The 12,863-nt window shown below is 33.9% G+C and carries 8 protein-coding genes; all 8 read left to right on the top strand.

What is annotated here, in order from left to right; genetic code table 11:
- Window positions 1–235: 235 nt before the first annotated feature.
- The 8 genes from B3C18_RS14440 to B3C18_RS14405 all read left to right on the top strand — a co-directional run bounded on the left by B3C18_RS14440 (window position 236) and on the right by B3C18_RS14405 (window position 12,636).
- The gene (locus B3C18_RS14440) at window positions 236–2,629 is read left to right on the top strand and encodes a TonB-dependent receptor (protein WP_291147958.1); all 2,394 of its coding nucleotides are present in this window, start codon (window positions 236–238) and stop codon (window positions 2,627–2,629) included.
- 189 nt (window positions 2,630–2,818) lie between these two features.
- A complete protein-coding gene (locus B3C18_RS14435; protein ID WP_291147956.1) occupies window positions 2,819–3,445 on the top strand; it encodes a LuxR C-terminal-related transcriptional regulator in 627 nt (208 codons plus the stop codon).
- Window positions 3,446–3,617: 172 nt separating this feature from the next.
- Window positions 3,618–5,150, top strand: a complete 1,533-nt coding sequence (locus B3C18_RS14430; RefSeq protein WP_291147954.1) for a pyridoxal phosphate-dependent decarboxylase family protein — start codon at window positions 3,618–3,620, stop codon at window positions 5,148–5,150.
- 6 nt (window positions 5,151–5,156) lie between these two features.
- Window positions 5,157–6,488, top strand: coding sequence for a lysine N(6)-hydroxylase/L-ornithine N(5)-oxygenase family protein (locus tag B3C18_RS14425; RefSeq protein WP_291147952.1), 1,332 nt, complete (start codon window positions 5,157–5,159; stop codon window positions 6,486–6,488).
- Between the two features lie 2 nt (window positions 6,489–6,490).
- Window positions 6,491–7,606, top strand: coding sequence for a heparan-alpha-glucosaminide N-acetyltransferase domain-containing protein (locus tag B3C18_RS14420; protein ID WP_291147950.1), 1,116 nt, complete (start codon window positions 6,491–6,493; stop codon window positions 7,604–7,606).
- 230 nt (window positions 7,607–7,836) lie between these two features.
- Complete coding sequence (locus B3C18_RS14415) at window positions 7,837–10,224, top strand: GNAT family N-acetyltransferase (RefSeq protein ID WP_291147948.1); 2,388 nt, start codon at window positions 7,837–7,839, stop codon at window positions 10,222–10,224.
- Between the two features lie 11 nt (window positions 10,225–10,235).
- On the top strand, window positions 10,236–10,832 hold the full coding sequence (locus B3C18_RS14410) for a GNAT family N-acetyltransferase (protein WP_291147946.1): 597 nt from the start codon (window positions 10,236–10,238) through the stop codon (window positions 10,830–10,832).
- Between the two features lie 10 nt (window positions 10,833–10,842).
- Window positions 10,843–12,636, top strand: coding sequence for an IucA/IucC family protein (locus B3C18_RS14405; RefSeq protein WP_291147943.1), 1,794 nt, complete (start codon window positions 10,843–10,845; stop codon window positions 12,634–12,636).
- The last annotated feature ends 227 nt before the right edge of the window (window positions 12,637–12,863 follow it).

Here is a 12,863-nt window from a genome sequence, read left to right as displayed (position 1 = left end):
TAAAGGCTTAAATACTTAAAAATATTCGCATAATATTTGGCAAACGTGTTTTTTATACATTAATTAATTGGCTTATTTGTGTTAAAAAAAATGATTCTTCTTTTTTTTATTTAAAAAATTGATAAATAAAGAATAAAACCTGCTCATGTTATTATTATTTGGAATAAATACAAATAATTTGGATTGTTTTAACACAACACATAAATTTGCGCTATTAAAAATAATTCTAAATAACATGAAGATAAAAATACTACTTCCGCTATTGAGCTGCCTTATGCTGCTTACGGCTGCAACTTCGTTTGCGCAGACAAGTACCATCAAGGGTAAAGTTTCACTATCTAATGATGAAATTGCTGATAATATTTCTGTAACTCTGAAAGGAACAAAAATTGGAACTGTTACTGATGATCAGGGAAATTATGAAATCAAAAACGTTAAGCCGGGTAATTATACACTAAAAGCTTCTGTAGTAGGTTTTTCACCAAAAGAAGAAGCTATCACTGTTTTAGCAGGAAAAGAACTTGTAGTAAACTTTACATTGATAACAACATCTGAAGCCTTGACTGAAGTATTTGTTAAAGGAAATGCAAACAAATATACAAAAGCAGAAAGCCAGTATGTATCTAGAATGTCTGTTAAAAACCTTGAAAACTCACAAGTTTACAATGTTGTAACTAAAGAATTAATTAAAGACCAGTTAGTAACAAACCAGGACGAAGCTTTAAAAAACGTTCCGGGTTTATACCAATTATGGGCAGCTACTAACCGTGCAGGTGATGGAGCTTCTTGGTATTCACTTCGTGGATTTACAACACAGAGTTTAGTAAGAAACGGTCTTGCAGGAAAAGTAAACAGTAATACTGATGCGGTAAACCTTGAAAGAATCGAAGTTATAAAAGGGCCATCGGCTACACTTTTTGGAAACGTAGTTTCTTCATACGGAGGATTAATCAACCGTGTTACTAAAAAACCTTTTGAAACTTTTGCCGGAGAAATTTCATATCAAAACGGAAGTTACGGTTTTAACCGTTTAACTGCTGATGTTAATACTCCAATCAACGACGACAATACAGCATTATTCAGATTAAATGCTGCTTTTGGAAATGCCAATACTTTTCAGGATTTCGGTTACTCAAAAAGCTTTTTCGTAGCACCATCTTTCTCTTATAAAGTAAATGATAAACTTACCATTTCTATTGATGCAGAAATAGGAAACCAGGACAACTCAGGAATGCCTTTAATTTATTTTGGTACATCTCCATCTCAGTTAGGAGTAAGCAATGCTAAAGATCTTGACATCAACTTTAAAAGATCATTTTTAGGAGATGAATTTGTGATGAATACTAAAACATTAAATGTTTTTGCTCAGGCTTTATACCAAATGTCTGAAAAATGGACTTCACAAACTGTATTTAGCAGCAGTTCTAATAAAGCAACTGGTTTGCAAACATGGTTTTATCTTTTAAAAGACCAGCAATTTTCAAGAAATGCATGGGATGCAAATGGTAGAGACAATGCCATCGAATTCCAACAAAACTTTAATGGTGATTTCAACATTGGATCAATGAGAAACCGCTTTTTAGTAGGTGGTGATATCTATTACGGTTCAAATAACTTGGTATTCAAAAATCTTCCAGGTTATGCCCCTTATGATGTAATTAATTATACTGGAACAGCAGCAAATTATTATGATTTTAATCCAACCAATGTAAAAAACAGACTTGTTGGAGATGGTGCTAATTATATTCCTTATACAAGCAACAGTGCTATAACAACTTACAGTGCTTATGTTGCAGATGCGATTAACATTACAGAAAGATTAATTCTTTCGGCAGCAGTACGTTTTGATCATTTCGAAAATCAAGGATCATTTGACCCACTTTCAGGTGCAGAGGCTGGTAAATTTTCTCAAAATGCATTCTCTCCAAAATTTGGTGCTGTTTTTCAAATCTTAAAAGATCAGTTATCTGTATTTGGTAACTACCAAAATAGTTTTAAAAACGTAGGATATGCAAATGCAAATGTTGGAGGTAATCTTGAATTGAAACAATTTGATCCTGAAAGAGCAAACCAGTTTGAGTTTGGTGTTAAAGCAAATGCTTTCCAAAACAAATTAAGTGCTACAATTAGTTACTACAACATCAAAGTAAAAGATATCGTAACTTCTGACCCAAGCCTGCCAAATGCAAGCATACAAAACGGTACACAATTTAGTAAAGGTTTTGAATTAGAAATTACAGCAAACCCAATCCCTGGATTAAACTTACTTGTGGGTTATGCAAAAAATGATTCTGAGTTAAATGATCTAAGACCTATAACTGCAGGGCCAGAAAATTTAATTAACTACTGGTTTAGTTATAACCTTCAAACAACTAAACTAAAAGGATTAGGTTTAGGATTTGGTGGTAACTATGGAGATGCTACATACGTTTACAATGCTGGACCAAGTGAAACTTTTGAACTTCCTTCTTACGCTGTAGTAAATGCTGCATTGTATTACGATCAGCCTAAATACAGAGTATCATTAAAAGTAAATAACCTTACAGACGAATTATACTTTAACGGTTATTCAACAATAAACGTTCAGGCTCCACGTACATTGATGGGAAGCGTAGCATATAAATTCTAAGAGAATTTAAAAGCAGTATTGAATAGCAAAAGGCTCGGACATTGTCCGGGCTTTTTTGTTTTTAGTATATTCATCTTATCACAAAAAACTTTTTTGATTATAAGAAAAAAACTATTTTTTTACATCCAATTAACTGCATAATAACCATTTTTATATTACTTTTGTTTAGACTAAATCTAAATAGTAAAAATGAAAAATTTCCTTATTGCCGATTCTGAAAACCTACACATAATTGGATTGAGGCACACACTAAAAAAGCTCGTCAAAACACCCAGCTTAAAAGTGACAAATTCACGAGAAGAGTTGTTTAAATGTTTGGATAAAAATAATATAGAATGCTTGATTATTGACCCCAATAATATTTTTTTGTTTTATGATGATGATCTCAAAATTATCAAAACAAAATACCCGCAATGCAAAATCATAATCCTTTCGTATTTTAAGAACAAACAAACCATTGACAGTTTCTTAAAAGAAAATATAAACGGCTTTATATCAAAAGATTGTGAAGAACAAACCATTTTTGATGCCTTATATAAAATTCAGCACGGGGAACGTTATATATGTCCCAAAACCTTAAATACATTTATTGATGTTTTTGCTCTGCCAACCGCCCAAAGTGATGAAAAACTGACGCTAAGAGAATTTGAAATTCTCAAGAAAATTGCGCAGGGTGATAATGGAAAAAATATCGCATCACAGCTTTTTATCAGCATTCATACCTTCAGGACACATCGAAAAAACATCATGAAAAAAACGGGCAGGCACACCACACCTGAACTGATACTTTATGCATTAGAGAAAAAAATAAAGTAATTTTCGTATTTTTTATAGAAATTTTATGCTTTATTTCCTACTATAATTGAGGTATTTTGACTACCTCAATTATAGAAATAATTTTCACTTTTTTATGGTATTGATTTAATTTTCGTACAAAACTACATTTGTGGAAAATTATTCTTTAGAATCAATCTAAATAAATACCACAATGGAGGCACAAGAAAAATTAGAAACAATACTGCAAGAAGTCATAATTGAAAATGCGCACGATAAACATGTTTTTTCTAACAACAATAAATCAATTGGGATTTATAAGAAAAGCATGAAAAAGGCCATTAAAACAATTGAAAATCATTTAAAAGAAAGAGATACACCCTTTACCGGAACCAGTATTTCGACGATTAAACGAAAAATTGATAATATTTATCTCGAAGAAAATAAAAGAGGAAAAAGCCTAGATTATGTTCTGGATGAATTAAAAGATATTTATTTAGATGATTGTATTCATTTTCATAATCCCAAATACATAGCGCATCTTAATTGCCCTATTTTAACGCCAACACTTGTGGCAGAAGCTTTTGTATCGTCATTAAATTCTTCAATGGATACGTACGATCAAAGTACGGGAGCAACTTTCATCGAATTAAAATTAGTCGAATGGACGCTTGACAAATTGGGTTATCCTGAAAATGCCGACGGAATTTTCACCAGCGGTGGAACGCAATCGAACATGATGGGATTACTTTTGGCAAGAGATCATTACATTAAAAAACATTTCGGGATCGATCCAAAAATGGACGGACTTCCGCCTGAAGCTTCAAAATTCAGGGTTTTATGTTCAGAAGTAAGTCATTTTAGTTTAAAGAAAAACTTAAGCCTTTTAGGTTTAGGGCAAAATGCCGTGATTCCAGTTGCTGTAGATCCTGATTTTAAAATGAATGTCAACGCTTTAAAAAAGGTAATTCAGCAGCAAAAAGATTTAGGAAATATTCCAATTGCAATTGTAGGAACAGCCGGAACAACAGATTTTGGTTCTATAGATCCATTGGCAGAAATTGCTTCAGTTGCCAATGAAAATGATATTTGGTTTCACGTAGATGCAGCTTACGGCGGCGGTTTATTAATTAGCAATCTTCATAAAGAAAAATTAAACGGAATCGAATTATCAGATTCTGTTACCATAGATTATCACAAAACTTTTTATCAGCCCGTAAGTTCAAGCGGCTTTTTTATGAGAGATAAATCATTTGTAGATTATATCAAATACCACGCTGATTATCTGAATTCTAAAGAACAAGAAGACGAAGGAATTCCAAATATGGTAAAAAAATCAATCCAGACAACACGTCGTTTTGATGCTTTAAAATTGTGGTTTACATTGAGAATGATCGGAACGGAAGGTTTGAGTTCTTATATGGAAAAAGCCATTGCTAATGCACAATTTACAGCAGATTTACTAAGAAACAGAGAAGATTTTGAAATCATCCATAAACCGGAAATCAGTGCGATTGTGTTTCGTTACACGCCATTTACCGGAAACGAAAACTCATACTGCGGTATCAACAGTTACATTCGTAAAGCCATATTTAACGAAGGTAAAGCCATCATTACCAGTACAAAAGTCTACAACGAAGTATTTCTCAAATTCACTTTATTAAACCCGTTAACAACTCCAAAAGATATTGAAGAAATCATCGATTTGATTGTATATCACGGAAATGAATATTCATTAAAAAATTAAAATAAAATGCAAAACAAAATATACGATTTCATAGCAGTTGGAGTAGGGCCTTTCAATTTAAGTTTGGCATGTTTAACCGCACCAATTGAAAACCTTGACGGATTATTTTTTGATAAAAATGAATCTTTCAACTGGCATCCGGGAATGTTGCTTCAAGACACGACGTTACAAATTCCGTTTCTGGCAGATTTAGTGACTTTGGCAGATCCAACAAGTCCGTTTAGTTTTTTGAATTACATCAAAGAACAAGGAAAAATGTATTCGTTTTACATTCGTGAAAACTTCTTATTACTGAGAAATGAATACAATCAATACTGTCAATGGGCAATTAAAAAGTTACCGAATATCTATTTTAATACCGAAGTTACAGCAATTGAATATGATGAAAATCAGCAGCTTTATATCGTAACAACGCTTTCTACAAAAACGAATGTTGAGACAATTTACAAAACCAAAAAGATTGTTTTAGGAACCGGAACTGCACCGCATATTCCAAAATCTTGTCAATCTTTAAAAGGAAAAGCGATTCATTCTTCAGCATATATTCAGAATAAAGCTTCACTTCAAAAACAAAAATCAATCACAGTTTTAGGAAGCGGACAAAGTGCTGCTGAAGTTTTTAACGATTTGTTGCAGGAAATTGATGTTTACGGATACCAGTTAAACTGGATTACAAGATCGTCAAGATTTTTCCCAATGGATTACAGCAAGTTAACGCTTGAAATGACTTCTCCGGAATATGTAGATTATTTCTACAATCTTCCATCAGACAAAAGAGATCATTTGTTGAAGAACCAGAAATTATTGTACAAAGGAATCAATAAAGATTTGATCGCAACCATTTTCGATACCATTTACAGCAAAAAAGTAATTACAGAAATTGATGTGAATTTAAGAACCAACGCGGCTTGTACCAAAGGAATTTACGATGAAATGAATCAATCTTTTGAATTAGAACTACATCAGGTGGAGCAAGATAAAAGATACCGCCACAAAACCGATGCATTGGTTTTAGCAACTGGTTACGGTTATAAACTGCCTCAATTTTTAGAAGGAATTGCCAGCCGAATTCAATGGGACGTTAAAGGTCGTTTTGCTACAAACAGAAACTACTCGATTGACCAAAACGGAAGCGAAGTTTTTGTGCAAAATGCTGAATTACATACACACGGTTTTGTAACACCAGATTTAGGAATGGCTTGTTACAGAAACTCATACATCATTAAAGAAATAACAGGAATGGAGCATTACGCTGTAGAAACCAAAATTGCTTTTCAGGAATTTGGTGTTCCCGCAGCAGAAGTGATTGAATCTCCGGCATTTGAAACCATCGCATAATTATGGAAGCAGTACAACAAAAAAAGAGAGTTTTGGCGATCGATATTGCCAGAGGAATGAGTGTGATTTTGATGATGATGATTCACACGATGTTAATTTACGGAACAATTGAAACCCAGACAAAAACCGTTTTAGGCGAAATTATTTTATGGTTAGGCCGCGGAACAACTATGTTTTTGGTTAGTATGGGAATTTCTTTTGTATTATCAAGAAGACAAACTTTTACAGCCGTTTGCAAAAGAGCATTATATATTCTGGCTGTTGGTTACGGAATGAACCTTTTAAAATTTCTGGTTCCAGAATTCATTTTTGGAGGACTTCCAGAAGCTTTCGTTTCGGCGTATGGTTTAAAATCAGGAACATTAGAAACCGGAATTTTCTTTTTGCTTTTGGGAGATATTCTACAATTGGCTGGGCTCACATTGTTTATTATGGGACTCATTAATCATTATAGCAAAAGTAAATATGTTCCATTGATTGTGGCTTTAGCAATCATTGCCGTTTCAAAAGAATTAAGCGGTTTCAGAGTCGGCATTGTGGGCTTAGATTATATCTGTGATTTGCTTTTCAGCAATCAGTTTAATGTTTATTTCCCTGTTTTTCCATGGAGCGCTTTCATTTTAATCGGAATGTTTTTAGGAAGATGGTACAAAGAACTCAACGAAAATCAGGAATTATTTTTTAAGAAAATGTTATTCGTTGGTTTAGCTTTTATCGCCGTTGGCGGAATTTTAAACTTCTCCAATCCCGAATATCATTTTGGAGATTATTATCATTTAGGACCAGGCGGAAGCATTTTATTACTCGGAACAAACCTTGTTTTATATTGGTTGATAAACATTGTCGTTCACTTGTTTAAAGAAAACAATGGCGTATTTAACTTATTGATTTTTTGCAGCAAACACGTAACAAGTTTATACGTAATTCAATGGGTTTTGATCAATTGGGGAATGTACGTTTTAGGTTTTTGGGAACACGATCAATGGTTTGTTTTAAGTTTATTCCCGGTTGTAATTGCCACAAGTATAAGCATTCAGCTGGTTTATAATCAAATTAAAATACAGTTGAAATCTAAGTGGAGCAATAAAGACAGCAATGAATTAATTGTAAATAGTTAGAATCAAAAATTGGACGTAATTTATTTAAACACATAGAAACATAGATTTTCTTAGATTGAGATTGAAGCATGTTTTAGAAAATCTAGATTTTTTCACATAGCTATGCGATTTATTATTAGTGAAATGCCTTTTTGCAGTATGATAAGCTATGTTTCTATGTGTTTAAATAAATTACACTCAAAGAATATTTCATTCACAAATGAAGTAAAATTTAATTAAAACAGTATAAAATGGATAAATATAAACCTATATATAGTATAACCATTCCGGATTTCGGGACTATAGATTTTCGTCCGTTGCACTTGCCTGCAGACGCTGCCATAATTCATGATTGGGTCAATCGTGATTATGCACAATATTGGGGCATGCAGGGAAAAAATCTCGAAGAAGTTCGTTTAGAATATGAAAAAATAACCAAGGAATCTGATGTTTTTATCGGATTGGTAAATGAAGAAATTTCGTTTTTATTAGAACGTTATAACCCAAAACAAGACATTATCGGGAACTATTACACCGTTCAGGATTACGATTGCGGCATTCATATAATTGTCGCGCCGTCAACAAAACCGGTACATCAGTTTACGTGGCATATTTTTTCGAGTATCATGAAATTTATTTTCAGAGATCTTACCATCGAAAGAATATTGGTTGAACCTGACATTCGCAACAAAAAAATGTTTGATATCTGCCATCGCGTAGGTTTCGAAGATGCCGATGCAGTCATTTTACCTCATAAAACCGCATTATTGGCTTTTTGTACAAGAGAGCAATTCATTAAAAAAATAGATTCATTTAACCTCAATTATACCGAAATGAATAACGAAAATCAATTAGAATTTCCGGAAAAAGCCATCACACATATTCAGCCCGAAGTTTGGGAAAAAGCCAATCGTTTACTGGTAAAAAAAGCCATTTGTGAGTTTTCCCACGAACTTTTAATAAAACCAATTTTAGAATCAGGAAATACATATTCGTTGTTTTCTGATGATAATTCGGTTAAATATACTTTTGAAGCAGAATTACTTGCCATGAATCATTTGAATATTGAAGTAAATTCGATTTCAAAATATAAAAATGAAGTATTAATTCCTTTAGATGCCGTTGATTTTATTCAGGAATTCAAAACAAGTTTAGGAATTTCAGAACAATTAATTCCTTCTTATCTGGAAGAAATTATAAGCACACTTTACGGGAGCTGCTATAAATTACTAAAGGAAAATTCGACTTCAAAATCACTTGCAAATTCTGATTTTCAAACCATAGAACAAGCCATGATGGAAGGTCATCCGGGCTTTGTTGCCAATAACGGAAGAATTGGTTACAACAGCATGGATTACAAAGCCTACGCGCCCGAAGCCGGAAATCCATTCAAAATTTTGTGGCTTGCTGGACACTGCGACAGAACCGTTTATGCCGGAACTCAAAAACTGGATTATGATACGTTAATTCAACAAGAATTAGGAGCAGAAACCATTGCGAAATTCAATGCCACAATTTCAGAAAAAGGACAAAATCCAAACGATTATTTCTTTATTCCCGTGCATCCATGGCAATGGTTTAATAAACTTGCCAATTTGTTTTCGCCGGAAATAGCCAAGCAAAAACTAATTTGTGTAGGTTACGGCCCAGATTTATATCAGGCACAGCAATCGATCAGAACTTTATTCAATTTAAGTAATCCTAAAAAATTATATACCAAAACATCACTTTCGATCCTGAATATGGGCTTTATGAGAGGTTTACCGGTTTTTTATTTAGGAACGGCTCCAGAAATGGCAGAATGGCTGGATCAATTGTTAAGCGGAGATCAATACCTGCAAAAAGTAGGTTTCGGAATGTTGGGTGAAGTGGCTTCTGTAAGTTACATCAATCCGTATTTTGAAAGCTTTGGAAAACACAATCCGTACAATAAAATGATTGCTTCATTGTGGAGAGAAAGCCCCGTGGCAAAACTTAAAAATGATGAACAATTGATGACAATGGCGGCATTTTTACATTTGGATAAAGACGGAAATTCATTATTATCAGAAATTATAAAAGCCTCTTCATTATCAATAGACAATTGGCTTGCCGAATATTTCAAAGTGTATTTGAGTCCGTTATTACATTGTTTTTATCAATACGATTTGGTTTTTATGCCGCACGGCGAAAACCTTATTTTAGGATTAGAAAATCATGTTCCGGTACGTTCTTTCATGAAAGATATTACCGAAGAAGCCGTAATTCTAAATCCTGATGTTGTAGTTCCTAAAAATATTGACAGAATTTATGCTGAAGTTCCTGAAGACGTAAAATTACTTTCGATTTTTATTGATGTTTTTGATGGATTTTTCCGTTTCATGTCCGCAATTTTAGTTTCGAGTGATAATTATTCTGAAGATCGTTATTGGGAATTAGTGGCAGAATGTATCTCTGATTATCAGGAACAAAACCCACATCTGGAAGCTAAATTTGAGCAGTACGATTTATTTGCCAACGAATTTCAGTTGTCTTGTCTGAACCGTTTGCAATTGAATAATAACAAAACCATGATCGATCTTGATGATCCTGTGGCGTTGTTACAATTTCAGGGAAAACTGCAAAACCCAATCGCTCCGTATAAAAAAATAATAGCTTAATTCCTTTAAAGATGAATAGTATAATAACTCATCCTGAAAATGATGTCGCGAGCGATGTTGTTTTTGTAAAAACAATTCCCGGTTTAGGGGTTTTTGAGCTGCGCCCGCTTGATATGGAATTAGATATTCCGTTGATTCACAATTGGGTAAACCGTGATTACGCCGTTTATTGGGAAATGAATGGATTTTCTGTAGAAGAAGTAAAAAATACCTACTATAATATTCAGGAAAAAGCGCAGGTTTATATAGGGAAATTCAATAACAATGTTGCCTTTTTACTGGAATGCTACGATCCCAAAGATGATATTGTAGGCAAATATTACGAAGCCGAAAAAGGAGACAAAGGCATGCATATTTTAGTTGCACCCTCAGAAAAACCAATTCCGAATTTTACGTGGAATATTTTTACCGTAATTCTTGATTTTATCTTTAGTGATGCCAAAAGTAAGCGTATTGTGGTTGAACCCGATGCGAGAAATCATAAAATTCATTTACTGAATAAAAGAGCCGGATTTGTTTTTCAGCGTGTTCTCGATTTGCCGCACAAACAAGCACATTTGGAATTTTGCACGCGTGAGGATTATTACAAGGCATTACAACAGGTTTAATTTGAAACAAATGAAAATAACAACCCAAAATATACAGCATTTAACGAAGGAGAATTGGGACAAAGCGAATTCCATTTTATTAAAGAAAACGGTAAGCGAATTTGCACACGAATTATTGATTGTTCCAATAAAAAAAGCTTCAAACTCTTATAGCATTTCTTCGCCTGATAAAAGAGTTGAATATACTTTTGAAGCCACTATTTTAGCCCTAAATCACTGGTCAATTGCAGTAGATTCTATACAAAAGACAATCGAAGGAAAAAATTCACCTTTACGTTTATTAGAATTTATTATTGAATTTAAAGATATTTTAGGAATCAGCGAAAGTTTATTGCCAACATATTTAGAAGAAATCACAAGTACGTTATACAGCACGGCCTATAAAATCGCGAACGAGAAATATACTTCGAAAGATTTACTGGAATTAGATTATCAAAAAATCGAACATGCCATGACCGAAGGGCATCCGTGTTTTGTCGCCAACAGCGGTAAAAATGGTTTTAATATTGATGATTTTGCGACTTTTTCTCCGGAAGCCAACGCACCCGTAAAATTATTATGGATTGCCGGACATAGGAGCAAAGCCACTTTTACCGCAATTGATACATTAGATTATCAAAAAGTATTGCAACAAGAATTGTCTACGGAAAACATTGGATTGTTCGAAAATGTATTAAAATCGCAAGATTTGAATATAGACGATTATTATTTCTTTCCTGTGCATCCGTGGCAATGGTTTAACAAACTGGCTTTGATTTTTGCGCCAGATATTCCCGAAAACCACTTGGTTTGTCTGGGTTATGGCGACGACGAATATTCTGCACAGCAATCAATTCGTACTTTTTTTAATACTTCATCGCCAGAAAAATTTTATGCCAAAACAGCACTTTCTGTAATTAATATGGGATTCATGCGCGGACTTTCTCCATATTATATGGAAAGCACGCCGGCGATTACCCAGTGGGTTGCAGACTTAGTTGAAAACGATTCGTATTTACAGCAAAAAGGTTTTACGCTTTTAGGAGAAGTAGCCACAATTGGTTATCGCAATTTCTTGTACGAACCTTTAGGAAGAAGTATTCCGCATAATAAAATGTTAGCCACATTATGGCGCGAAAGCCCGATTCCCAAATTATCGAAAGGACAACATATCATGACAATGGCGGCTTTATTGCATGTTGATCAATCCGGAAATGCTTTTGTTTCTGAATTAATTAAAAAATCCGGAATCAACGCAAAATCGTGGATTAGTCATTATTTAGACGCTTATCTTTCGCCTTTATTGCATTGTTTTTATGAGCATGAAATGGTTTTTATGCCGCATGGCGAAAACCTGATTTTAGTGTTAGAAAATCATATTCCAGTAAAAGCAATTATGAAAGATATCACCGAAGAAGTGATGATTTTTAATGGAGAAATTCCGCTGCCGGAAAAAGTAAAACGCATTCATATTGACATGAAAGAACCGTTGAAAATTCTATGCATTTTTAATGATGTTTTTCAGTTTTATTTCCGTTTTCTTTCCGCCATTTTATCCGAAACCAAAACACTTTCCGAAGAAGATTTCTGGTCTGCAGTTGCCGATTGTATTCAGGATTATCAGTCTGCTCAGCCACATTTACACGAACGATTTAAAAAATACAATTTGTTTGTCCCTGAATTTGATTCGTGCTGCCTGAACCGTTTACAATTGCGAAATAACAAACAAATGCTTGATTTAGCAGATCCTATTGACAGTCTTCAATTTGTTGGAAAATTAAAGAATCCTGTTGCTGCATTTAGTCAACAAACGATCGCTATCTAAAAGCCATTAATTGCAAAGCCTACGTTTTTTTTGTCATTTCGACGAAGGAGAAATCTCCGCAAGTAACTCCGCAGAGAGAATCCAATCTTTGTAGAGCTTCTCGCGAAGATTTCTCCTTCGTCGAAATGACAAGATTGCGATAAAAAACTTTGCGACTCTGCGACTTTGCGAGATTATAACATCACAAATATTAAAAATAAAACTTTGCGCCCTAGCGCCTTAGTGGC

Origin of the sequence: Flavobacterium sp. UBA7680 (genome assembly GCF_002482975.1) — a bacterium.
Classification (GTDB): domain Bacteria; phylum Bacteroidota; class Bacteroidia; order Flavobacteriales; family Flavobacteriaceae; genus Flavobacterium.
This window is presented reverse-complemented; position numbering and strand designations above follow the sequence as displayed.

What these genes read in the sequence shown, in the direction of transcription:
- B3C18_RS14435 (WP_291147956.1), top strand. Translation starts at nt 2,819, where the DNA reads ATGAAAAATTTCCTTATTGCCGATTCTGAAAACCTACACATAATTGGA.
- B3C18_RS14425 (WP_291147952.1), top strand. Translation starts at nt 5,157, where the DNA reads ATGCAAAACAAAATATACGATTTCATAGCAGTTGGAGTAGGGCCTTTC.
- B3C18_RS14420 (WP_291147950.1), top strand. Translation starts at nt 6,491, where the DNA reads ATGGAAGCAGTACAACAAAAAAAGAGAGTTTTGGCGATCGATATTGCC.
- B3C18_RS14405 (WP_291147943.1), top strand. Translation starts at nt 10,843, where the DNA reads ATGAAAATAACAACCCAAAATATACAGCATTTAACGAAGGAGAATTGG.
- B3C18_RS14430 (WP_291147954.1), top strand. Translation starts at nt 3,618, where the DNA reads ATGGAGGCACAAGAAAAATTAGAAACAATACTGCAAGAAGTCATAATT.
- B3C18_RS14440 (WP_291147958.1), top strand. Translation starts at nt 236, where the DNA reads ATGAAGATAAAAATACTACTTCCGCTATTGAGCTGCCTTATGCTGCTT.
- B3C18_RS14415 (WP_291147948.1), top strand. Translation starts at nt 7,837, where the DNA reads ATGGATAAATATAAACCTATATATAGTATAACCATTCCGGATTTCGGG.
- B3C18_RS14410 (WP_291147946.1), top strand. Translation starts at nt 10,236, where the DNA reads ATGAATAGTATAATAACTCATCCTGAAAATGATGTCGCGAGCGATGTT.